This is a genomic window from Paenibacillus lacisediminis (assembly GCF_046567315.2).
The window spans coordinates 116858-139926 of sequence record NZ_JBKIAX020000009.1 but is presented as its reverse complement, the minus strand read 5'-3'; the positions used below and the strand labels follow the sequence as shown (position 1 = coordinate 139926).

The following is a 23069-nucleotide window of genomic DNA, read 5'->3' as shown; positions in this document are numbered from 1 at the left end:
TGGGGAGCATGCAGAAAAAAATCGAAATTTCCGGGGTCAGCAAATGGTTCCGCCGAAACGGTCAGGAGATTCCCGCCATGCGGGAAACGAGCCTGGCGATCGAGGAGGGCCGGTTCGTCAGCATGATCGGTCCGAGCGGATGCGGAAAGTCGACCTTGTTCAACATTATCGCTGGCCTGATTCCGCCTTCGACCGGGCAGGTGATCGCGGACGGGCGCAATATCGTCGGCAAAACGGGATATGTCGGCTATATGCTGCAAAAAGACATGCTGCTGCCGTGGCGGACGATTCTGGACAACATCATCCTTGGCATGGAGGTGCGCGGCGTTCCGCGCAAGGAGGCCGTCGAGCGGGCCTTGCCTTTGATGGAGAAGTACGGGCTAAAAGGGTTTGACAAGCATTATCCGAAAGAGCTGTCGGGAGGCATGCGGCAGCGGGCGGCGCTGCTCAGGACGCTGCTGTACGACCGCGACATCATTTTGCTGGACGAGCCCTTCGGCGCGCTGGACGCGCAAACCCGGCTGACGATGCAAAACTGGCTGCTGCAAATCTGGACTGATTTCGGCAAAACGGTTTTGTTCGTCACGCATGACATCGATGAGGCGATTTATTTGTCCGACGACATTTACGTGTTCTCCCCGCGCCCCGGGCGCGTGAAGTCGAAAATTACGGTCACGATGGATCGGCCGCGCAAGACGGAAGATATGACTTCGCCGGATTTTATGGAGCTTAAGCATCACCTGCTCGATCAGCTGTCGATGGGGCACGCGGAAGAGGACATCGCTTTGTAGCCTGGCACTCATAATCACATTTATTAGGAGGCGATTCTACGATGGAAACGGTACGAAAATCGGCTTTTGTGGTTCACCCGCTGCCGGCGGATGCGGCGGAGACGGCAAGTGCGGCGGGGAAGGCGGCCAAAGCGCCGCCTGCGTCCCGCTCGGCTCCGCTGATCCGCGATGAGGAAGCGGCCGCCCGGAAACGAACCCGCGTGATCGGCTGGGGCAGATTAGCCGTAGCGCTGCTGCTGTTTGTCGTTTGGGAGGTGTTTACCCGTCTGGGCTGGCTCGATCCTTATTACTGGAGCAGTCCGAGCGCGATTTTGCAAACGACCTGGGTGCAGTTAACGGAAGGCGCGTTGCTCTCCGACATCGTCTACACGTCAGGCTCCACCGTGCTTGGCTTTGTGTTCGGGACATTGTTCGGAGCGCTGCTCGGCCTGTCCTTCTGGTGGTCTAAGAGCTATGCCGGCATCAGCGAGCCGTACCTGATCATTCTGAACGCCATGCCGAAACTGGCGCTGGCTCCGGTGCTTGTCATTTTACTTGGGATCGGTTTTTTCTCCAAAGTGGCGCTCGCTTTTTCGATGACGGTCGTCGTTTCGGCCCTTTCGGCTTACAGCGGGGTCAAAAGCGTTGATCCGGACATGGAGAAGCTGATGTACTCGCTTGGCGCCAAACGGATGCAGGTGTTCACCAAAGTGGTGATTCCGTGGTCGATGCCGTGGATCATCAGCAGCCTGCGCATCAATATCGCGCTCGCGCTGGCGGGAGCCATCGTCGGCGAGTTTATCGCCTCCAGCCAAGGCGTTGGCCGGATGATCATGTACGCCGGCACGATTCTCGACATCAATCTCGTATGGGTCGGCGTGGCCGTACTGTCGGTGCTGTCCATGGTTATGTACTGGGGCGTGGTGCTGCTGGAAAAAGGGCTGTCAAAGGGACTTGGCGTGAAGTAGTGCATCGCGCCATCATCCATTCAACTTGAGGGGGAAACCGTATGAAAAAAAGAATCACATTGCCGCTGCTACTGGCTTTATCGCTGGCCGGCGGGCTGCTCGCCGGATGCGGGGGCAAGAAGGCCGAGCCGACGGCGGAAGCCGCGCCCGGCGGGGAAAAACTCAAAAAGATCGTCATCGCCGAGCCGGTCCATTCCACAGGGTATTTACCGCTTTACCTGGCTCAGCGGGAAGGCTACTTCCAAAAACGCGGGCTCGATGTGGAAGTGATCCAGGCGTCCGGCGGGGCGCACGTGACCGCCGTCGTCAGCGGCGACGCCTGGGGCGTTATCGGCGGCACGGAGTCCAATGCGCTGGCCAACAACAAAAACTCCGACCCGATCGTGTCAGTCGTGAATGTCGTCAACCGGGCCAACGTGTACCTGGTCGCCAAAAAAGGGCTGGCGCCCAAAAGCGATTCGGAAGCCGATCTGAAGGAATTTTTCCAAGGCAAAAAAATCAACGCGGGGCGCCACGGTGGAACCCCGAACCTGCTGATTCGCTATTTGCTGCTGTATCTGGGGCTGGACCCGGAAAAAGACGTCACCCTGCTGGAGCCGGCCGACGCGTCGACCGTGGTGACGATGGTGCAGCAGGGCGCAGCCGATATCGGCAACGGCGCCGAACCGCAGATCAGCGACGGGATCTCCAAAGACGTTTGGGGCGAGCCGTTTTACAAGTTCCATGATTTCGGCGATTTCTCCTATTCGGTGCTCAGCGTCAAAAAGTCGACGATCGAAAACGATCCGGAAACGGTGCAAAAGTTCATCGATGCGATCAAGGAAGCGTTGGAAGCCGTCAACAACGATAAGGAATTGGCGGAGAAAAATATGAAAGCCGAGTTCCCGACGCTGCCGGACGACGCAATCCAGGCTTCGCTGGGTAGGGCCTATGAGGACAGCTTGTGGAGCCGGGACGGTTTTATTACGGAAACGGCCGTCAGGCAGGATATGGACGTGCTGATCAAAACCGGCATTTTTAAAGGCGATTATGCCTATGACAAGTTGGTGGACATGCAGTTTGTGAACAAATCCAAATAAACGATAGCGGGGTGAAGATCCGTGGACAATGACAATAACCTGGAACAAAAGCTTTTGCGCAGCCGGATGGCCGTTTTGGTCGTCGATGTGCAGAACGATTACTGCCATCCGGAAGGGGCGCTGGCCAAGGTCGGAAGCGACGTCAGCGGCGTGCGCGGGATGATGCCGAATCTGCATCGCTTGCTAGCGGCGGCCAGACGTTATGAAGTGCCGGTCATATTTATCCAGACGTTCCATGAAGAAGCGACCGATTCCGAGGCCTGGAAAGCCCGCTCGAACGGACGGTCGCTGGAGGTGTGCCGGACGGGCACCTGGGGGGCAGGCTTCTATGAAGTCGCCCCCGAGCCGGGCGAAACGGTGGTGAACAAACACCGCTACAGCGCGTTTGTCAATACGCGGCTCGATTCCGTGCTGCGCAGCCAAAAAATCGAAACCCTGATCATGACCGGGGTCAGCACCAACGTTTGCGTGGAATCGACGGCGAGGGACGGGTTTATGCTCGATTACCACATCGTATTGCTCAGCGACGCCTGCGCTTCTTACTCCAAGGAGGCTCATGAAATGACGATGGAAAACATCAGAGGGTATTTCGGCGATGTAACGGATTCCGGGAAGGTGATCGCCCTCTGGGAGCGCGAACGGAAAGAGCCGGAAATGCTGCTGAAGGTCGCGAAACACCGGTGACGGAAGCAGCGCTGCAGAAAAGCAAGGCCGCCGCGGGCCGTCCTTCGGGGAATCCCCCGCTGAACGGCAGGCGGCGCCTGCTCGTTCAATACATCATTTGCACCGGGGCTTTTTTGTCCAACCTTTCCGCCGGTCTGTTTAATATCGCTTTGGTGGACATCGCTCATAATTTTGGGGTAAACATGGCTGTCGCGCAATGGGTCGTCACGGTGTATCTGCTCATCATCTCGGTGCTGCTGCCGATCATGGGGCGGCTTGGGGATACGTTCGGCAGGCGGGCCGTGCACAACCTCGGTTACTTCTGTTTTGCCCTTGGGGCGCTCTGCTGCGCCCTGGCCCCGTCCCTCGGCTGGCTGCTCGCCTTCCGGGTCGTTCAGGGCGTGGGCGCGTCGATGTACCAGGCGACGAACATGGCGCTGATCGTCTCGGTGTTTCCCCCGGAGAAGCGGGGCAAAGCGCTGGGCCTGATCAGCACGTTCGTCGCCGCCGGCTCGATGATCGGCCCCAGCCTCGGCGGCGTGCTGATTCAATGGTTCTCCTGGGAGACCAGCTTTTGGCTGCTTGCCGGGGTCGCGCTCTTGGCATGGGTGCTGGCCCAACGGTTTATTCCCAAAGATCCGCCTGTGCTTGAAGGGCGGATCGATGTGACCGGAGCGCTGCTGTTTGCGGTCGCCTTGGTGGGGCTGGTGACGGCGATCAATCTCGGCTCAGGGTGGGGCTGGGCTTCTCCGGCGGTACTGGCTCTGCTGCTGTTGTTTGCGGGCAGCGCGGCGGGATTTGCCTTCTGGTGCCTGTCCTCCCGCTGGGAAGTTAGACGTGTGAACAGGGCGGGCGGCGCGGCCGGAGGGAGGATATTTCGCGGACGCGCAAGCTCTCCGTTTATCAACCTGAGGCTGCTTACCGACGGGGCGATGAATACGGGCATCTGGATCACCATTGTCACGTATATGGCGGCTTTTTCGGCCCAACTCGTCCTGCCGGTGTTTTTGCGCAGCGAGTTGGGCATACCGCCGGCGATGGCCGGGCTGATCATGATGGGATATCCGCTCGCGCTGATCGTCGCCTCCCCGGTGTTCGGCAGCTGGTCGGACAAGCTGGGGCCTTTGCCGCTGCTGGCGGCGGGGCTGTTGACGATGGGCGGCGTGCTGGCGGTCCTCGGGTTTCTGACGCCGGCGTATCCGCTATTGCTGTTGATCGCGCTGATCGTGCTGCTTGGCAGCTCCATGGGCATGGTTACCTCGCCGAACAACAGCCTAGTCATGGGCCGGGCGGGCAGCGGCCAGCTGGGTCTGATCAGCAGCCTGCTCGCTTTGTCCCGAAATCTCGGCATGATGTTTGGCACGGCGGCTGGCGGCGCATTGCTGGCCGGCGGGGCGGGCAATGCGGGAGATTGGGGAAAGGCGGGGACGAATGTGGCCGGCGGCGCCGGAACGCCCGGAATGGCTGAAACGGCCGAGGCGGCGCAGGTGATGGAGCTGGCCGGTTTCCATACGGTTTTTGCCATTTGCCTGGTGCTGGTGCTGTTTTCCCTGCTGCTTCTGCTCTTCACCGTTCGTCAGGCCAGACATCGCCATAAGGAGACGGTGTCGTCGAAGATTTAATATACACTAAAGTTGTGATTGTATATCCAATAGAATTGGAAATTAGATGGTAAATACAGTCGCCTGATTGGATATTTCCAATAGAAGAGGCCCGTAGGTTTTCGTGCCGATACGATTGCCCGCCGGAAATTTAACGGTAGCAGCAGCGGCTATTTTACGAAAAAAGACCTTTATTAAATTCTAACGGTTGTGATCGTCGTTATTTGCCTAAATCTAAGCAAAATTAGCCGGGTTTCAGCGAAATAAGCGCCATCCCAACCGTTAGAATTTGAAATCAACGTTTTTGGCACAAATAGCGGTTGTGGCAACCGTTAGAATCGTTTTGTGGAACGCCCACACACCTAAAGCATGGTTTGACCTTTAAATAACCGCCGGAGCATATTCCCCAGTTTTTTATAACGGTAAATCAGGGGACGGCCCCGGTTTGTTTTTTTACGAAGCAATTTGAAGGAATTTGGAGAGTTATGTAGAAAATTCACAGTTACCATCATATCAGAAAGCGGGGTGAGATGAATTGGATTTTTTCGATAAACTGAAAGCAGGTGTGGCCGAGGCGGGCAGCAAGGCGAAGACGGTGGTGGATATCAACCGGCTAAAAATGCAAAATAACACCCTGCAGGGGCAAATCGATCAGCAATACCAGGAGATGGGCAAACGGGTTTTCGAAGCTGCTCAGGGAGGCAACTGGCCTCTCGGCAAGGAAGCGTTCACTGAAAATATGGAACGGATTCTTAAGCTGAAGGCCGAAATCGATGGGAACCTGGCGCAAATCGCCAGCCTGTCTGAATGAAAATATAACGGAGTACCTGGTCGACCATTTTTTGGGATATGCGTTGTTTAAATACTCTGCTTCGGTTTACGCTGAACAGTGACGCTATAGTATATAGCTTTATACGATGGATGCCCGAGGTTCCGGCCTCGGGCATCTTTATGCCGTTATCCAAAGTGTCCATATTTATTTGGTTTCCTGCACTCTTTCCGCTAGCCCGCTTAAATGCGGCTTCAATTCCGGCAGCGAAAGGGAGTGCTTGATCGCTTTGGCGGCAAGCCTAGCGATATGGCGGGCCCCGGTGTCGGAAAAATGCGTGTCGTCCCGAATACCGTCCGGATAGTTGGGATGCGCCCCTTCGGGCAGATGCATGAACAGATGCCGGGACCCGTCCTCGCCAAGCGCCCGGTACAACTGCTGGGATGCCGTGAAAATATCGAGCAGCGGCGTTCCGGTCTCCGTGGCGGCCTGCCTCATTGCATCAGGATATGCTCCCACGGCTTCGGGATCCGGGCTTCCGTCCGCCAGGAACCGGCGGCGGCTGACCGAAGTCAGCAGCACCGGCGTCCCGCCGCGCTGCCTGGCGCTGGCGATATACCGCTTCAGGTTGCCCGGGTACGCCTCTTCCGGATCGGCGTAACGGGAGGGATCCTCCTGTTTGCTGTCATTGTGTCCGAACTGGATGAACAGGTAATCTCCCGGCCGGAAATCCCGTTCAATGTCGGCGAGCCGGCCTTCGTCCAGAAACGATTTTGTACTGCGCCCGTTAACGGCGCGGTTGTCGACCTGGACAGACGAATCGAAATAATCCTGCAGGTATTCGCCCCAGCCGGTCATCGGCTTCTCGGCGGCGCCTTTCAGCGCAGCCGTAGAATCGCCGGCGATAAATACGGTGATCTTCATTTTCTCATTCCTCCTGTGGGCCCGATTTACAATGTAACTCCGGTTTTGAAAATCGCCAGCTCACGCACTTCGTTTTGCTCGTTCCGCGTTTTTTGGCCGCTGGCCACCGCGATCACATAGGCGATGAACTCCTCGAGCACTTCTTCCATCGGTTTCTCCAGCAGCGGGCCAGCGTTAAAGTCCATCCAATGCCCTTTGCGGCCAAACAGCTCATTGTTCGTCGCCACCTTCACCGTCGGGACAAAGCTGCCGAACGGCGTTCCCCGCCCGGTCGTAAACAAGACGAGTTGGCAATCTGCGGCCGCCAACGCCGAACTTGCGACCAAATCGTTGCCCGGCGCCTGGAGCAGGCTGAGCCCTTTTTTGCGCAGCTTCTCGCCGTACTGCAGCACGTCGACGACCGGCGCAGTTCCCGCCTTTTGCGTGCAGCCGAGCGATTTGTCCTCCAGGGTGCTGATGCCGCCGGCTTTGTTGCCGGGGGACGGGTTTTCGTACACCGGCTCGCCGTGAGACAGAAAATACTGTTTGAAGTCATTGATCAGGGTGACGATTTGCGCAAAAACATCCTTGTTTGCGGCGCGCGCCATCAGCATTTTTTCCGCGCCGAACATTTCCGGCACTTCGGTCAGAACCGTCGAGCCGCCCTGGGAGACGAGAAAATCGGAAAACGCTCCCAGCAGCGGGTTGGCCGTAATTCCGGAAAATCCGTCGGACCCGCCGCATTTCAGGCCCACGTTCAGCTCGCTGATCGGGACCGGTTCACGCCGGTCCTGCTTGGCTGCCTCATACAGCTCTTCCAGCAGCGCCACACCGGCTTCCGCTTCATCTTCCACCTCCTGGGCGACGAGGAATTTGACCCGGCTTTCGTCAATATCGCCAAGCAGGCTGCGGAACTCGGCGACCACGTTGTTTTCGCAGCCGAGGCCAAACACCAGCACGCCGCCGGCGTTGGGATGACCCACGGCATCCAAGAGAATGCTGCGGGTCATCCGATGGTCATCGCCGAGCTGCGAGCAGCCATACGGGTGCTTCAGCACGGTCACGTTGTCGAAAGGGCCGAGGTCCGGATGCAGCGCCTTGAATTCGGCAATGATCTGCTCGGCGATGCCGTTGACGCAGCCGACCGTCGGTACAATATATAGATCATTGCGGATGCCGACTTTGCCGTTTCGGCGGCGATAGCCGTCAAAGGTCAGGTTGCGTTTGGGATAAGTGACCGGATGAAGATCGGGCCGGTATTGGTAGGTTTCTTCCCCGGCCAAACCGGTTTTCACATTGTGGGTATGCACCCAATCGCCTTGAGCGATATCCGCCGCCGCGCGGCCGATCGGATAACCGTATTTGGTGACGGCGGAGCCGGCCGCCATATCGGCAAGCGCGATTTTATGGCCCTGCGGGATCGCTTCCCGGGCCTTGATGGACAAAGCTTCAAACGCGATTTCTTCCCCGGCCTCAATCGGGCGCAAAGCCACTGCCACCGTGTCCCGGGGGTTCATTTTCATCAGTCGTTGCATGTGATTTCTCCTCCTAAACGCTGCCGCAGGACAGCGCGGCAACCATTGTCTTCAAGCTGTCTTAAATCGTCCTTCAGGGCTTCAGTGAGCTGCGGGATGTCCGACAGGTCCAATCCCCACAGGACTTCGCTCTCCAAGATGATCTGGATAAACAAGCTCGGATCCGAGGTTTTCCAGGCCTCGTCAAAAACGGCCAGCACTTCCGGGCTGTCCCTCCGTTCCAGGCGGTCTCCCCGGTAACCGAGCAGCAGGGCGGCAAAGGAGAGGGTAAGGAGCCTCGGCAGCTTCCGGGTTTCCTGCACATGCCGCAGCAGGACGGGCAGCAGACGGGTTGTGAATTTGGAAATGCTGTTCAAATAAATCGCCCTTAGTTCATGCCGGACAAACGGGTTCATAAACCGCTCCCGCACGGCCCCGGCATAAGCTTGCAGCTCAGGTTTGGGCAAATGGAGCCTCGAAAGCAGCTCGTCATCCATCAATTGCCGCACGAACACGGAAAAGTCAGCGTCCTTCATCACCTCTTCCACCGTTTGCAGCCCGGCGAGCAGCCCCAGCGAAGCCATTGCCGTATGCGGGGCGTTCAGCAGATGGACTTTTTGTTCACGGTAAGGCTTTAGATCCTCGGTAAAAATAACATTTAATCCCGCCTGAACGAGGGGCAGGCGCTCGGGTAGCCAGGACGGGCCTTCGATCACCCAAAGCAGGTACGGTTCAGACGCCACCATCAACCGGTCTTGGTAGCCCAATTCACGCCCCAGTTCGTTCGCTTGCTCCTGCGGATAACCGGTGACGATCCGGTCGACCAGGGTGCAGCAAAATGTGTTTTCCCGGTTCAGCCAGGCCGTAAATGGTTCGCCGAGCCCCCAATCCGCCGCGTAGCGAAGCACGATTTCCCGCAGCTTTTCGCCGTTGCGGTCGATCAGCTCGCAGGGGAGGATGACGAAGCCTTTTTTCCCGAGCCGAAAACGCCGGTAGAGCAGGGCCGTCAGCTTGCCGGGAAAGCTGCTGGGGGGCCGGTCGTTCAGGGTGTCGGCGGGATTGTAAGCGATTCCGGATTCGGTCGTGTTGGAGGTGATGAACTCCAGGTCATCGTCTTCGGCCAAAGCCAAAAACCCTTCATAATCGCTGTAAGGGCTGATCAGGCGGCTGGCGCTGGTGATGATCTCGCGTTCCCGCACCGTTTTCCGCCCGGCAATGCCGTCGATCAATACGGTGTAGAGACAGTCCTGCTTCGCGAAATTCTCGTCCATTTGCCCGCCCCGGGGTTTGACCATCACCACGCTGCCTTGAAACAGCCCTTGCTTGTTCATCTGCTGCAGCTGCCAGGGGACAAAAGCGCGCATAAAGTTGCCTTCCCCGAATTGAATCACGCGCTCGGGATAGGAAGGCAAATCCGGGTAAATGGTTCTGGAAAGCAATCGCGTCATCCGTCATCGCTCCTTTGCTGAATCGTATAGATTTAATGCACACGTTAACAATTTTGCGTAAATTCTGAGTTGATTTCAGAACCGTGTGTGCTGCTGTCCTCTAACCGGCTCTGGCAGAAATCTAACGGTTGTAGTAGCCGCTATTTTCCGAAAAAAGGCCTTTTCTAAATCCTAACGGTTGTGAGCAGCGTTATTTGCCTTATTCCAGGTAAAAATAGCCGGTTTTAAGGGGAATAAGCGCGGTGGCATCCGTTAGATTTTGAAACCAGCGCTTTAGGAACAAATAGCGGTTGTGGCAACCGTTAGAATCGTTTTGTGGCTGGACTTTGCATTTTCTCGCCCTTAAACCTTCGCCACCGTACCGCGCACCATTAACGATGTGGGAACAAGCAGCTGCTCCGGCTGGGCGTCCGGCTCCTGCATCAGTTCGATCAGTTTGCGCATGCCGAGTTCGCTGATGCCGGCAATCGGCCTGCGGACCGTCGTCAGCGCCGGGTTGGTGTATTTGGCAAACAGGATGTCGTCGAAGCCGATGAGCGAAACCTGGTCCGGTATCGCTACCCGCCCTTCGAAGCAGGCGTTCATCGCGCCGATCGCCATATCGTCGTTGGAGCAGAACACGAGCGACGGCGGCTTGGGCAGGGAAAGCAGCCGGGCCATCATGACGTGCCCGCTTTCGATGCTGTAATCCCCGAGGGCGATATACTCGGGAGAGATCGCAACGCCTTGGGCCAGCAGGCTGTCGAGAAAACCTTGCCGGCGCTCCGCCGACGATTTGAAGCCGGGTTTGCCTTCGATGATCGCCAGCCTGCGGTGGCCTTGCGCCAGGGCGTAATCGATCGCTTCCCGCACCCCGTCGCGGTCGCCTGCCGCCACATTGGGAATGCTGCGGTCCTCCAGCAGCCGGTTTAATACGACAAGCGGAATGCCCATGCTTTTGACGTGATAAATAAAGGCATTGTCGGCGTCGCTTTGGCTCATGACGAGAATGCCGTCAAACCGGTGCGGGGAAATGCCGTCCAGGTGGCGGATGCTGTCGATCCCGTGCACCGTCAAGCTGTAGTTTTCGTCCAGCACGGCGTTGATGCCTTTGATGGCGTCGACGAGAAAGCTGGATGAAGTCCCTTGATCGATGCTGGAAAAAAACAGTCCGATCGTATACGATTTTTTCATGACCAGGCTTTTGGCGTTGAAATTCGGAACGTAGTTCATCTCCGCGGCGATCTTTTCGATTTTGTCGCGCGTTTCCTTCTTGATCAGCGTACTTCCGTTCAACGCCCGGGATACGGTGGTGTGCGATACGCCGGCGACGCGTGCGATATCTTTGATCGTGACCATACAACCTCTTCTTCGTCAATTATATTTTTCACGTTTTCATTCTAAATCCACTTTTCTTTTAAAGTCAAGAAAAATATCGTTTTGCACACGTGAAAAATGCATTGCCGCGCAAATCATGTAAGCGCTATAATAACAATGATCACTTGAGAGAAGGAGCGCCCGCCCATGCATAAAGGAAGTTTGTTTTATAAAATATTCATCCCGATTCTTGTGCTCGGCATTGGTCTTGTGGTCAGCTTTGCCAGCTACATCTACATTAGTACGGTTAACTCCGTGAATGAACGGATCGCCGGCGGCAAGCAAAACTTTATTTTACAGACGAAAAATAATTTGGAGCAGCAAATCCGGTCGATCGAATATGCGTTTGATACCTACAGCACAACAACGTCATTTAGTGAAATTGTCAAAAATCCGATCACAGAGCAGGACTTCATCGCGTACCGGAATGTGAATAGCCAGCTTAACTATATCGCCACCTTGGGGATGGAGCGAACGGAATACGCGCTGATCAGCTTGGAGCAGAACTGGCGGATTTCGAACGGCAGGCTGGCGAAACTGAGCGAAGAAGAGAGAAACGAGCTTATCGCAACCTATGTGAAAGATAAAAACCAAAGCCTGTTCTGGATCAAAACGGATACGGGGATTCGGTTCGTCAACACGTTGCCGGTATCCTCCAAGAACAAACAAGCGATCGCCATGTCGGATATCTCGCTGGAGACGCTGAATCAGACGATTCAAACCGGTGACGGCAGCGGCGTTTATATTTTGAATAAGCAGGGCGAACTCATGTATGAGAGCAATCCGGAAGACTCTGGGGTCACTTCCGGGCAACTGAAGGAGGTTATCACCCGGATTGACGAAGATCATGAACCAACGGGGGTGCTGTCCCTGCAAAGGGCTGGCGATCCTGCTTCCGCGCCAAAAATTATTTATGCCGTCTCGGATTATAACAACTGGATCTATCTGACCTCGCTGGATCAACGGGAAGTCGCCGGCGCCTTGAAGCTGACCAGGTTCGGAATCATCACGATGGGGACGGTACTGACGCTGTTAATCGTCATTGTGGCTTATATCCTGGCCGTTTATTTTACAAGGCCGATCCGGCAAATTAAACGCAGTCTGTCGCTTGACGATCAAACCGGTCTCAAAGATGAAATTAAAACGATTATTCATTCCATCGATACGATAATAACCGAAAAGGAAAGTTTAGAGAACCTGATGGAAGCGGAAAAACCGCAGCTGGAAACGCAGCTTGTCATGAATCTGTTCCGGGGGCGCGTCTCCGCGGACGAGTTGGCCGTAAAGCTGCCCAGGCTGGGATACCGGCTGACGGTAGGCCGCCTTTACGTAACGATGCTGATCCAATTGGACAACTTGGGCGAACGCGAGGCGTCGGACAAAGATGTGTTGCTGCTGGCGGTCAATAAATTGGCGGAAGAGCAAATTCCGCCGGAGCAGCGGATGCTTCCGATTATTTTGAACGATAAGACTCAAGCGACGATCCTGATGTTTACGGGCAAAACCGAACAGGAAATCCGCAAACCGCTGTTTGAACAAGCGACGGCCTTGATGAAGCTGGCCCGGGAATATTTGAAGGTGTCCATCAGCATCGGCATCAGCAACCCGTACGGCAGTTTGCTTGGCAGCAAGGAAGCCTGTGAAATGGGCAAACAGGCGCTGCATCACCGGCTTAATTTGGGCAAGGAATCGATCATCTTTTATGAAGATATTTCGCAGGGCGTCACGGGCCCGGTACTGCTTCATTATCCGGCGGAGCTGGAATCCCGGCTCTTTGATGCGATTCGTCTCGGCGATGAGGAGCAGGTTAGCCGCAGTTTGTATTTGTTGCTGGCGGAGATGATGAAAAAGAATAAACACTCCATGAATTTCGAGGTGGCCTTGGTCCGGTTCGTGAACAATCTGATTGAGCTTGAGCAGCTGCTCGGCATCGAGGTTTTGCTGAAGCAGGACAATTACGCCCTGTATCATGTGCTGCTGGATACGCGAAATCCCGAAGAAATCGAACGGATGCTGGTGGACGAAATTATTTTTCCGATGGTAAGGAGCATGAAGGATAAGACGAACAAGCAATTCCGCAGCCTGTCCGAAGAAATCGCCGTCATTGTCAGGTCCGAATATGATCAGGAGTTAACGCTCGAGCAAATCGCCGACCGGCTGCATTATAATCCGAACTATTTAAGCAATATTTTTAAAAAGGAACACGGCACGACATTTAGCGAATATTTGATGAACTACAGGCTGGAAATGGCCAAAAAGTGGCTGGTCGAAACCGACATGACCGTCAGGGAGATCGCGGAGCGGCTTCAGTACCATAAACCGCAAAACTTTATCCGTTCGTTCCGCAAAAAAGAGCATGTCACCCCTGGCGAATACCGCAAAGCAAGGCAAGCGGTTTAACGATAGAAGAAGGAGCTTTTCCATAGGCGGAAAAGCTCCTTTTTGTAATGATCAATGTAGAAATCGGTGCCTGCAGGCCGGCTACCGGAACGACCGACCGTTGGCCTTCAGATAGCGACACTTTATGTACTTATTATCAGGAATCTGGCTTGTTCGTCCCCACTAGCGGCATTTTATGTGCTTATTTTCCTATGGATGGTCCAGAACGCGGGCATTTCCTTACGACCAGGGAAAATAGCGACATAAATTTCCGCTATTTCTCTCAAATAGTCCGGCGTCACTGGAATAACGACATTTCTTGGCCTTATTTTTTGGCTCAAAACCGAAATCGGACAGTTTTTTAGTCACTTTGCTGGGGGAAGTATTAGCCCTTGACCGAGCCGAGCAAGGCCCCTTTCACGAAGTGGCGCTGCACGAAAGGATAGGCGATCAGCATCGGCAGGGTGGCGACGACGATTACGCCCATTTTGATCGCTTGGGCCGGCGGGACGATATCGACGACACTGTTGTCGCCCTGCATGCCGCTGGACACGATAACGATCTGGCGCAGCAGCACCTGGATCGGCCATTTCAGGGAGTCGTTGAGATACAGAATGGCGTTCATATACGTATTCCAATACGCTACCCCGTAGAAGAGCGAGATGGTTGCGACTGAGGGCAGAGACAGGGGCAGCATGATTTTGAAGAAAACGCCGAAATCGGTGCAGCCGTCGATTTTGGCCGATTCCTCCAGGCTGTCCGGCAGCGCTTGGAAGAAGTTGCGCATGATGATCAGGTTAAACGCGTTGATGGCGGTGGGAATAATCATGGACCAGTAGGAATCGATCAGATGTACGCTTTTTACGACGAGAAATGTAGGAATCATCCCGCCGCTAAACAGCATGGAGAAAACGACGATAAAGTTGATGGAGCTTCGGCCGAACAGATATTTGCGGGACAATCCGTACGCCATTAAGGCGGTAAGGGCCATGCTCACGAGCGTCCCGACCAAAGTGACTCCGATCGATACGCCCAATCCTCTGAAGATCGTCGGCGTTGAAAAAATATACTTGTAAGCGTCCAGGGAAAACGTGGTCGGGAACAAGATGAATTTCTTCTCAATAATTTCCTGGGTTGAAGCAAAAGAGCTGGCGATGACATTGACAAAAGGCAAGAGACAAGCCAGAGCAATGAAGGCTAACAAGGCGCTGTTGACGATCGTAAAGATACGATCGCCGATGGAATGTTTTTTGCGTAAAGTTTGTGCCACTTGAGTTTCCTCCTCTTCGTCGTTTGACATTTTCACCTTACCAGCGAAAGGAGGATTACGTATATAATCCCCAATTGAGGTCTTATTCGGACCGTGAAAAAGAAGACTAAAACGCATATGCTCACCAGCTTAGCTCGTAATCAGCAAATGAGGCGATAGCGCGGAAAACGCCCGTCCTCAGCCGATTCTGCAACCGCTGTCATCTGGTGATTATATACGGAATGCCCCCCTTCCATTACGCTTAAGGACGTGAAAAGGAAGTAATGCTCACAAAACTAGGCCTATGCTTCCGAAGCGAGTTTTGTTCGAAGTCAATTCAGGAAGTAATGCTCACAAAACTTTTAGGAGGTTGCACTAGTGAAAGCCTTAAATCGCAACAAACTGTTGTATCTCATGATTTTCCCTGGGCTTGTGTATTTCCTTATATTTAAGTACTTGCCGATGGGCGGACTGGTGATCGCCTTTCAGGATTATCAGCCTTTCCTGGGGATTGCCGGAAGCCCTTGGGTGGGAGCTAAGCATTTCATCCGTTTGTTTATGGAGCCTACGTTTATTATGCTGCTGAGGAATACGCTTATCCTATTTGCCATGAACATCGTATTTTTCTTTCCGCTGCCGATCATTGTGGCACTGATGCTGAACGAGGTGCGGAACAAATGGTTTAAAAATGCGGTCCAATCGATCATGTATTTGCCCCATTTCATGTCATGGGTCATCATCGTGTCCATCACGTATGTGTTGCTGAATGTGGACGGCGGGGTAATCAATGAATTTCTGGCCGCGCTGGGCTTTAACAGGATCAGCTTTTTGACTTCTCCGGAATGGCTGCGGACCGTGTATATTCTGCAGATCATTTGGAAGGAGCTCGGGTGGTCGACGATCATTTATTTGGCCGCCATTACGGTCGTGGATACGCAACTATATGAAGCGGCTGAAATGGACGGCGCCGGGCGCTGGAGAAAAACGTGGCATATCACCTTGCCGGCGATCCGTCCCGTGATCATTACGCTGTTGATTCTAAAAATCGGCAGCACGTTGGATCTCGGCTTTGAGCACATGTATTTGATGCTTAATTCTCTGAACCGCGAGGTAGCGGAAATTTTCGACACCTATATCTATACCGCCGGTTTGAAGAACGGACAACTAAGCTTTAGCACAACGGTCGGATTGTTCAAAGGGGTGGTCGGTTTGATCTTGGTGATGCTTTCCAACAAGCTGGCCAAAAAATTTGGGGAAGATGGAGTGTACTAATAAGTGCAATCTATGAATTTATGAAAAGAAAGGGGTATAAAAATGAAATTGAAAATGAAGCAATTGGCAGTTTTAGGGTTCGCCATCATCCTCTTGTTGTCCGCTTGCGGCAGCGGGAAAAGTGCAACCACCGGCGCGGGCGAAGGAGGCGGAAGTTCGGGAGGTGAAGAACCGGCTAACATCACCTGGATGAATATCTTGCATACGGCTACAACGCCGACGGGCGATATTCAGAAGCTGATCGAGGAAAAGACGAATACGAAAATCAAGTTTTCCTGGGTTCCCGACGCGAGCAAGGAGGAGCGGATCAATACCGCGCTTGCGTCCGACTCGCTGGCCGACATTGTTTCCCTGACCATACTTGAAAACGCATCCGTACGCAACGCGCTTAAATCGGGGATGTTCTGGGAGGTCGAGCCTTATTTGAATGAATTCCCGAATCTGGCGGCGATTTCCGAGGAACAGCGGCGGGCCGCTTCAATCGCCGGCAAGCTGTACGGGGTTCCTTTTCTCAAGGACGTGGCCCGCAATGGCGTGGTGATCCGCAAGGATTGGCTGGATAAGCTGGGCCTGGAAGTACCCAAAACCACCGATGAATTAATGGCCGTAGCTAAAGCTTTCGCCGAGCAGGACCCGGACGGCAACGGGAAAAAAGATACGTACGGATTTATCGACCGCAGCGATTTGATTTACGGAGCATTTAAGACGCTGGGCTCTTATTTTGGCACACCCAACAACTGGGAAGTCAGCGAAGACGGTAAATTCACCCCGGAGTTTGAAACCGCGGGATACATCAAAACGATGGATTATATGAAGAAATTATATGATAACGGCTATATTAACCAGGATTTTGCCGTTACGGCCAAGAAGGATCAACAGGACGGCTTCTCGCAAGGCAAGGCCGGTATTTATGTCGGCGCCTTGTTTGACGGTAAAAACTTGCTCAATAACGCGATCGGTATTCAGGACGAGATGGAAATTGCGCTTGTCAACGATATTACTTCAACGGGCAACGAAAGCGATCGGGCGATCTGGGCGGGGAACGGCGGAATCGGCGGACTGCTGGCCTTCCCCAGATCGGAAGTCAAAGATGAAGCGGAATTAAAGCGTCTTTTAAAATTCGTGAACGATCTGATGGATGAAGAGATCTTCACCTTGATGACCTATGGCATTGAAGGCGTGCACTACACGGTTGATGCGGATAGGGCCGTTACGATTCTGGATCAGAATAAGTGGGAGCAGGAAGTCCAACCGTTCTCCTCTTCCCGTCCAAAGGAACCCGGTTATAAAATTCACGATGCCGATCCGCTGAAGGTCGAAGCCACTGAACTGATTTTGGATAACGAGAAATACGCGGTCTACAATCCGGCTTTTTCGCTGGAATCGGAAACCTTTACGACGATGGGGTCGGAGCTGCAAAAGATCATTACGGACGCTACCTATAAATACATTCTCGGCTCCCTCGATTTGAACGGGTTCAAGGCAGAGATTGAGAAGTGGAAGCAGTCCGGGGGCAGCAAAATTATCAGCGAGTACGAAGCCGCGTATAAGGAGACCAGCTCCTAAACATATACCGATGGGGTCCTTTCCACGTACCTGTGGCAAGGACCGTCATTTATTTTTTCGCAGGGAGGGTGTAATGATCGATGAATCAGATGAAATGGGCGGTAAAAACCGCATTATCCGTGATGGAGCGGACGCCGAAATTGTACGAGAAGGGGTACAACGGCAAATGGTCTTACGATTATGGCGTGGTGTTAAAGGGTTTTGCTCTTGTTTGGAAACAGACGGGGGAGCGCAAGTATTTTGAGTATATCCGGGATCATATGGATTATTTTGTCGGCGAAGACGGAAGTGTGCGGGGATACCGCAAGGATGAATACAATATCGATCACCTGAATAACGGCAAGCTGTTGTTTTTGCTGCACCGGGAAACCGGTCTGGAGAAGTACCGGCAAGCGGCCGCTCTGCTGCGATCGCAGTTGGCCGCGCATCCTCGTACGTCAGAAGGGGCGTTTTGGCACAAGCAGATTTATCCTTATCAAATTTGGCTTGACGGCCTTTATATGGGAGCGCCGTTCTATCTGGAGTATTTGCTCACTTTCGAGGATGGAAACGGCCTGGACGATGTGACGAAGCAGTTTATTTTGTGCGAAAAGCATACAAAGGACGCCGATACGGGGCTGCTCTATCATGCCTGGGATGAAAAAAAGGTCCAGCCCTGGTGCGATCCCGCCACCGGGTTGTCCCCGAATTTTTGGGGCCGGTCCTTGGGATGGTATGTCATGGCCTTGGCGGATGTGCTGGAGCTGCTGCCGCAAGGGCATCGCGATTACTCCGAGCTTGTCCGGATATTCGCTGAGGTGCTGACGGCTTTGCGGAATTATCAGGATGAGGCCAGCGGCGTTTGGTATCAGGTCGTGAATATGGGCGGATGTAAAGGCAACTATTTGGAAGCATCGGCTTCCAGCATGATCGTGTTTGCCATCGCTAAAGGAATCCGCCTTGGGGTGCTGGATGCGGACAGTTGGCGGAAAACGTTGGATAAGGCTTACCAGGGGCTGATTACCGAATTTGTGCTGGAAACGAAAGAAGGCTGGGTCAATCTGAACAAAAACTGCCAGGTGGCCGGGCTGGGCGGAGAGGATCGGCGGGACGGCACCTACGCTTATTACATTAGCGAGCCGATCATTACGAATGATCTTAAGGGAGTCGGGGCGTTCCTGCAGGCTTGCGCCGAGGTGGAATGGCTCGAGGGTATGAAAGGGACCCCGTGAACAGGAGGTAAAAAAGAGATGCAAGTGTACAACGCCGCCGACTACGGCGCGATTGGTGACGGAGTAACGCCCACGACCGCAGCGATTCAAGCCGCCATCGAAGCCGCGAGCGCGGCGCTGCTCAATTGCCTTGTGGGATTATCGCATCCGCGAGGGCAATAAATCGAGCGGCATCGTGATTCAGAATATGATCACTGCCTGGGCGGACTGGTCGGCGAGCCCAATGTCCCGTTGCCGCGATCCTCCGAAGGCAGCTGGTGAAACTCGCGTTTGTACAGCCGCGTGAAATAAACCGGCTCCAGGCCAACGTAGGACGCGGCTTGGCGGACGGTTAGCTCGGGGTGATCCTGCAGCAGCAGGCGCGCGGTTCTGAGCCGGACTTGCTGCAAATACTGCAGCGGCGTCAGGCCGATCGACTGGCGGAACAGACGGGTCAACTGTTTTTGCGAATAGCCGACATGCTCCGCCAGCCGGGAGATGGTGATCGGCCGGTTCATATGGTCGTGCAGGAAGCGGACGGCCACGTCAACGACCGATTCCCGGTAGGAAGCGGGCAGCAGAGTGTGCTGCGGCGATTCGGAAGACGGTTTGCCGGGCGTCCCGGCAGCGGCGGTATCCTTCACAATCGCCAGCAGCAGGGATAGCAGCAAATCCGTCGTTTGCCACGGATCGTTGTCCGCGCCGGAGTGCTCCCAGATTTCCCGGAGCGGACCGGTGAACAGGGACACGTCCGACAACTGCAGCTTTTTAGGAGCATGATGAAATCCCCACTGGCTTAGCAGGTCTCCAAAATTCTCCACCAGCGTAACGTACCCGACGTACCAAGGTTGTTCTCCATACGGCATATACTCATGCGCGCAGCCGGCGGGGATGTATAAGAGCTGCCCTGGGGCAAGCGTGTCCCATTTGTCCTTATCTATCTGTAGCTGGCGAAACCGCCCCGAGCCGGAGAGCGTCAGAAACAGCTGATGGGCGGAAAAACCTTTCATTCGCGTGATCGGCGGCTGAATTTCCGTGCCCGCAGTATAAACGGATAGTGGCAGAAACTCGCGCAGGGAATGTGTCAAATTGCTTTTGAGCGGGAGCAGTTCCATGGGGCGTCACCTCTTTTTGTCCATTTTGTACGGTGTTTTGTCCGATTTGTCGCTTCCGCCCGATTATAGCTCACATCTATAATGAGAGCAAACCTGTTAGGAGTGTGAAGCCATGATTGAGTTGGAAAAATACTGGGAAATTTTATCCACCCTGCAAGTAAATCGCCTGCCGGCGAGAGCTTCCTTTATTCCGTATGCGGGGGCCGAAGCAGCCAAGTCGGGAAAACGCGGGCGTTCGCCTTTTTACCAGACCTTGAACGGCGCCTGGAAGTTCCGTTATCATCGCGGCTTGCATGAAATTAACGACCGTTTTTTTGAAAAAGACACGGATCCCGCCGCTTGGGACAACCTGATCGTGCCCTCCTGCTGGCAGACGAACGGGTACGATCAGCTTCATTATACGAATGTCAACTATCCGATTCCTTATGACCCGCCCTTCGTGCCGGACGACAATCCCGCGGGCGTTTATGTAAGGGATTTCAATTTGCCGTCTGATTGGACGAAGCGGGAAACCTACGTCGTGTTTGAAGGGGTAAACGCCTGCTTCTATCTATGGGTGAACGGCCGTTTTGTCGGCTACAGCCAAGGCAGCCGCGTTCCGGCCGAGTTTGATCTTTCCCCTTACGTGCAGGCCGGCCGCAACCGCATCGCGGTTCTGGTTCTGAAATGGTGCGACGGCACATACCTGGAGGATCAGGATATTTGGCGTTTTTCCGGCATTTACCGTGATGTGTACCTGCTGTCCCGGGACAAGGCGCATGTGCGCGACGCGTTCAACAAACCGCTGTTGTCGGACGATCTGGCCACGGGCAAGCTGCGTTCGGAAATCGAAACGACCGGCGGCATCAAGGTCAAAGCTGAACTGCGCGACCCGGACGGGAACCTTGTTGGGGAACAAGAGGCTGTGATTGACGGTCAGGGCGTCATTGAGCTGAACGTGTCGCAGCCGCAGCTGTGGAACGCCGAGCAGCCGAGGGCTTACGAGCTTTTGCTGTATGCGGGAGCGGAGGTGCTGCGGTTCCGGGTCGGCTTTAAAAAGGTGGAGATCGCGGGTGGCGTCTTCCAAATCAACGGCCGCGCCGTCAAGCTTAAAGGCGTCAACCGCCACGATTCGCATCCGGCGCTTGGGAAGACCGTTCCACTCAACCATATGATCCGGGATCTGAAGCTGATGAAGCGGCACAACATCAATACGATCCGCACCTCGCATTATCCGAATGATCCCAGATTTCTCGAGCTTTGCGACGAGTACGGGTTTTACGTGATCGACGAGGCGGATTTGGAATGCCATGGGGTGACGCAGACCGGGAAAATCGAGGAGGGTTCTTTTCATAAATTGTCGGTGGATCCGGCCTGGAAAGAAGCTTTTGTCGAGCGGGCGGTGCGGATGGTTGAACGAGATAAAAACCACGCCTCGGTCATCATTTGGTCGATGGGCAATGAATCGGGGTACGGTCCGAACCATATGGCGATGGCCGAATGGACGAAAGCGCGCGATGTGTCGAGACTGGTTCACTACGAAGGCGCGGCCGCCCGGTATTATGGCGATCCGAATACGGAAAACCTTGACATGGACAGCCGGATGTACGCGTCGGTGCCGGAGATCGAAGCGTACGCCAAGGACGAAAACAACGCGAAACCGCTGTTCCTGTGCGAATACAGCCATGCGATGGGGAACGGCCCGGGCGATTTGCGGGACTATTGGAATGTTATTTATGCCTATCCGAAGCTGATGGGCGGCTGCGTATGGGAGTGGTGCGACCACGGGATTGCAGCCAAAACGCCGGACGGCGAAAGTTATTTTGCTTACGGCGGTGATTTCGGCGACAAGCCGAACGATGGCAACTTCTGCATTGACGGCCTCGTGTCGCCGGACCGCAAGCCGCATACCGGGCTGCTGGAATTAAAGCAGGTGATCGCGCCGGTGCTGATCGAAGCGGAGAATGCGGAACAAGGCCGGTTCCGGGTGCTGAACCGCTACGATTTTCTGGAACTGTCGCACCTGGCGGTGAGCTGGAAGCTGGAGCGGGGCGGCGAAACGCTGCAGCAGGGCCGGACGGCTCCGCTTTCGGCGTTGCCTGGGGAAACGCAGCCGCTGACGATTCCTTTCGTGCTTCCGCAGGAGCTTCATCCGGGGCCGTTCGTGCTGACCTGCTCGGTGCGGCAGCAGCAGGATAACCGCTGGGCGGAAGAAGGTTACGAGATCGCCTTCTATCAATTCGAGTTTTCGGGGGAGAAGGCGGCTGCGCCGGAGGTTCAACCGCCGCAAGGTAAGCATTACGCCGAGTTTATGGAAGCTGGCGAACATGGCGGCCTGCTGACGGTGACTGGCTTTGATTTCGAGCATGTTTTTGATTTGCGGACCGGGGGAATCAGCCGGATGTCGAAGCATGGCGTTCCGCTGCTGCAGCAACCTGCCCGGTTCAACATCTGGCGGGCGCCGATGGACAACGACATGTACATCCGCAAAGCCTGGGAGGCGGCGGGACTGGACCGCGCCGGCATGAAGGTGTATGGCAGCCGGTGGCAACAACGTTCGGACGCTGCGGTTGAGGTCTGCACTGATTTTTCGCTGGGCGGCTATACGTTTAGTCCCTTCCTGCGCGGGCAGGCGGTATGGACGTTTGCGCCGACCGGCGAAGTGAAGCTGGCCGTGCACGTCGAGGTTCGCGAGGATCTTCCGTTTTTGCCGCGGTTTGGCCTGGAACTGACAATGCCGAAGGGAACCGAGGAGATCGAGTATTACGGCTACGGTCCGCATGAAAGCTATGTCGACAAGCGGGCCAGCGTCCGAAAAGGCAAATATCTGCTCACCGTGGACGACATGTTCGAATCTTACATTATGCCGCAGGAAAACGGGTCCCGCTACGGAACGGAATGGGCGATCGCTTCCAGCGAACTGGGCATGGGGTTGGAATTCCGCTCACCGCAGCCGTTTTCCTTCCAGGCCCTGCACTACACGCCGGAGGACCTGACCGGGGCCCGTCACATCTACGAGCTCACAAGACGCGACGAAACGATCGTGTCGATCGACTACAAAATGAGCGGGGCAGGCTCGGGCTCATGCGGCCCACAGCTCGCCGAGGCTTACCAGCTCAAGGAGAAATCGTTTGATTTCGAGCTGACGGTGGCGCCGGTGTTTAAGGAGGATTAAAGAAAATTGCTTAAATAAAATGAAGAGGAAACTCCAAGCTTCGGGGGTTCCTCTTTTTTCTTGTAATCTAGTG

The 23069-nt window shown here is 54.7% G+C and carries 18 protein-coding genes; 12 read left to right on the top strand and 6 right to left on the bottom strand.

Annotation, left to right across the window (positions count from 1 at the left end; translation table 11 throughout):
- The first annotated feature begins 8 nt into the window (after positions 1 to 8).
- The 6 genes from ACLD72_RS18375 to ACLD72_RS18350 all read left to right on the top strand — a co-directional run bounded on the left by ACLD72_RS18375 (position 9) and on the right by ACLD72_RS18350 (position 5892).
- Positions 9 to 791, top strand: a complete 783-nt coding sequence (locus ACLD72_RS18375; protein ID WP_411000509.1) for an ABC transporter ATP-binding protein — start codon at positions 9 to 11, stop codon at positions 789 to 791.
- Positions 792 to 832: 41 nt separating this feature from the next.
- Positions 833 to 1738, top strand: a complete 906-nt coding sequence (locus ACLD72_RS18370) for an ABC transporter permease (RefSeq protein WP_411000511.1) — start codon at positions 833 to 835, stop codon at positions 1736 to 1738.
- 41 nt (positions 1739 to 1779) lie between these two features.
- The gene (locus ACLD72_RS18365) at positions 1780 to 2817 is read left to right on the top strand and encodes an ABC transporter substrate-binding protein (protein WP_411000513.1); all 1038 of its coding nucleotides are present in this window, start codon (positions 1780 to 1782) and stop codon (positions 2815 to 2817) included.
- Between the two features lie 66 nt (positions 2818 to 2883).
- On the top strand, positions 2884 to 3501 hold the full coding sequence (locus tag ACLD72_RS18360; protein ID WP_411000657.1) for a cysteine hydrolase family protein: 618 nt from the start codon (positions 2884 to 2886) through the stop codon (positions 3499 to 3501).
- A gap of 59 nt (positions 3502 to 3560) precedes the next feature.
- On the top strand, positions 3561 to 5102 hold the full coding sequence (locus ACLD72_RS18355; RefSeq protein ID WP_458476115.1) for an MFS transporter: 1542 nt from the start codon (positions 3561 to 3563) through the stop codon (positions 5100 to 5102).
- Positions 5103 to 5616: 514 nt separating this feature from the next.
- Complete coding sequence (locus tag ACLD72_RS18350; protein ID WP_411000517.1) at positions 5617 to 5892, top strand: hypothetical protein; 276 nt, start codon at positions 5617 to 5619, stop codon at positions 5890 to 5892.
- Positions 5893 to 6057: 165 nt separating this feature from the next.
- Here ACLD72_RS18350 and ACLD72_RS18345 read toward each other — a convergent pair whose 3' ends face one another.
- From ACLD72_RS18345 to ACLD72_RS18330, 4 genes are all read right to left on the bottom strand, one after another.
- Positions 6058 to 6774: a rhamnogalacturonan acetylesterase gene (locus ACLD72_RS18345; protein WP_411000519.1), complete on the bottom strand. Its 717-nt coding sequence runs from the start codon at positions 6772 to 6774 to the stop codon at positions 6058 to 6060.
- Between the two features lie 26 nt (positions 6775 to 6800).
- Positions 6801 to 8288, bottom strand: coding sequence for a UxaA family hydrolase (locus ACLD72_RS18340; RefSeq protein ID WP_411000521.1), 1488 nt, complete (start codon positions 8286 to 8288; stop codon positions 6801 to 6803).
- Positions 8276 to 9715 carry a tagaturonate reductase gene (locus tag ACLD72_RS18335; RefSeq protein WP_411000522.1) on the bottom strand — a complete coding sequence of 480 codons (1440 nt, stop codon included), beginning with the start codon at positions 9713 to 9715 and terminating at the stop codon, positions 8276 to 8278. Before ACLD72_RS18335 ends, ACLD72_RS18340 begins: the two co-directional genes overlap by 13 nt.
- A gap of 342 nt (positions 9716 to 10057) precedes the next feature.
- On the bottom strand, positions 10058 to 11053 hold the full coding sequence (locus ACLD72_RS18330) for a LacI family DNA-binding transcriptional regulator (RefSeq protein ID WP_411000524.1): 996 nt from the start codon (positions 11051 to 11053) through the stop codon (positions 10058 to 10060).
- A gap of 165 nt (positions 11054 to 11218) precedes the next feature.
- On the opposite strand from ACLD72_RS18330, the gene ACLD72_RS18325 reads away from it, so the two are divergent.
- Positions 11219 to 13471, top strand: a complete 2253-nt coding sequence (locus ACLD72_RS18325) for an AraC family transcriptional regulator (protein ID WP_411000526.1) — start codon at positions 11219 to 11221, stop codon at positions 13469 to 13471.
- Positions 13472 to 13835: 364 nt separating this feature from the next.
- On the opposite strand, the gene ACLD72_RS18320 is transcribed toward ACLD72_RS18325, so the two are convergent.
- Positions 13836 to 14750, bottom strand: coding sequence for a carbohydrate ABC transporter permease (locus tag ACLD72_RS18320; RefSeq protein WP_411000528.1), 915 nt, complete (start codon positions 14748 to 14750; stop codon positions 13836 to 13838).
- Between the two features lie 363 nt (positions 14751 to 15113).
- Here ACLD72_RS18320 and ACLD72_RS18315 point away from each other — a divergent pair, with 363 nt between their 5' ends.
- The 4 genes from ACLD72_RS18315 to ACLD72_RS18300 all read left to right on the top strand — a co-directional run bounded on the left by ACLD72_RS18315 (position 15114) and on the right by ACLD72_RS18300 (position 18910).
- On the top strand, positions 15114 to 15971 hold the full coding sequence (locus ACLD72_RS18315) for an ABC transporter permease (RefSeq protein WP_411000658.1): 858 nt from the start codon (positions 15114 to 15116) through the stop codon (positions 15969 to 15971).
- Between the two features lie 42 nt (positions 15972 to 16013).
- Positions 16014 to 17537 carry an extracellular solute-binding protein gene (locus tag ACLD72_RS18310; protein ID WP_411000530.1) on the top strand — a complete coding sequence of 508 codons (1524 nt, stop codon included), beginning with the start codon at positions 16014 to 16016 and terminating at the stop codon, positions 17535 to 17537.
- An 80-nt stretch (positions 17538 to 17617) separates the two neighbouring features.
- Complete coding sequence (locus tag ACLD72_RS18305) at positions 17618 to 18748, top strand: glycoside hydrolase family 105 protein (protein WP_411000532.1); 1131 nt, start codon at positions 17618 to 17620, stop codon at positions 18746 to 18748.
- An 18-nt stretch (positions 18749 to 18766) separates the two neighbouring features.
- Entirely contained in the window at positions 18767 to 18910 is a 144-nt protein-coding gene (locus ACLD72_RS18300; protein WP_411000534.1) for a glycosyl hydrolase family 28-related protein, read from the top strand.
- A gap of 29 nt (positions 18911 to 18939) precedes the next feature.
- On the opposite strand, the gene ACLD72_RS18295 is transcribed toward ACLD72_RS18300, so the two are convergent.
- Complete coding sequence (locus ACLD72_RS18295; RefSeq protein ID WP_411000536.1) at positions 18940 to 19842, bottom strand: helix-turn-helix domain-containing protein; 903 nt, start codon at positions 19840 to 19842, stop codon at positions 18940 to 18942.
- A 112-nt stretch (positions 19843 to 19954) separates the two neighbouring features.
- Here ACLD72_RS18295 and ACLD72_RS18290 point away from each other — a divergent pair, with 112 nt between their 5' ends.
- Positions 19955 to 22996, top strand: coding sequence for a glycoside hydrolase family 2 TIM barrel-domain containing protein (locus ACLD72_RS18290; protein ID WP_411000538.1), 3042 nt, complete (start codon positions 19955 to 19957; stop codon positions 22994 to 22996).
- Positions 22997 to 23069 lie beyond the last annotated feature (73 nt).

Coding starts and splice junctions, on each gene's coding strand:
- ACLD72_RS18375 (WP_411000509.1), top strand. CDS start 9: ATGCAGAAAAAAATCGAAATTTCCGGGGTCAGCAAATGGTTCCGCCGA.
- ACLD72_RS18370 (WP_411000511.1), top strand. CDS start 833: ATGGAAACGGTACGAAAATCGGCTTTTGTGGTTCACCCGCTGCCGGCG.
- ACLD72_RS18365 (WP_411000513.1), top strand. CDS start 1,780: ATGAAAAAAAGAATCACATTGCCGCTGCTACTGGCTTTATCGCTGGCC.
- ACLD72_RS18360 (WP_411000657.1), top strand. CDS start 2,884: ATGGCCGTTTTGGTCGTCGATGTGCAGAACGATTACTGCCATCCGGAA.
- ACLD72_RS18345 (WP_411000519.1), bottom strand. CDS start 6,774: ATGAAGATCACCGTATTTATCGCCGGCGATTCTACGGCTGCGCTGAAA.
- ACLD72_RS18340 (WP_411000521.1), bottom strand. CDS start 8,288: ATGCAACGACTGATGAAAATGAACCCCCGGGACACGGTGGCAGTGGCT.
- ACLD72_RS18335 (WP_411000522.1), bottom strand. CDS start 9,715: ATGACGCGATTGCTTTCCAGAACCATTTACCCGGATTTGCCTTCCTAT.
- ACLD72_RS18330 (WP_411000524.1), bottom strand. CDS start 11,053: ATGGTCACGATCAAAGATATCGCACGCGTCGCCGGCGTATCGCACACC.
- ACLD72_RS18325 (WP_411000526.1), top strand. CDS start 11,219: ATGCATAAAGGAAGTTTGTTTTATAAAATATTCATCCCGATTCTTGTG.
- ACLD72_RS18320 (WP_411000528.1), bottom strand. CDS start 14,750: ATGTCAAACGACGAAGAGGAGGAAACTCAAGTGGCACAAACTTTACGC.
- ACLD72_RS18315 (WP_411000658.1), top strand. CDS start 15,114: ATGATTTTCCCTGGGCTTGTGTATTTCCTTATATTTAAGTACTTGCCG.
- ACLD72_RS18310 (WP_411000530.1), top strand. CDS start 16,014: ATGAAATTGAAAATGAAGCAATTGGCAGTTTTAGGGTTCGCCATCATC.
- ACLD72_RS18305 (WP_411000532.1), top strand. CDS start 17,618: ATGAATCAGATGAAATGGGCGGTAAAAACCGCATTATCCGTGATGGAG.
- ACLD72_RS18300 (WP_411000534.1), top strand. CDS start 18,767: ATGCAAGTGTACAACGCCGCCGACTACGGCGCGATTGGTGACGGAGTA.
- ACLD72_RS18295 (WP_411000536.1), bottom strand. CDS start 19,842: ATGGAACTGCTCCCGCTCAAAAGCAATTTGACACATTCCCTGCGCGAG.
- ACLD72_RS18290 (WP_411000538.1), top strand. CDS start 19,955: ATGATTGAGTTGGAAAAATACTGGGAAATTTTATCCACCCTGCAAGTA.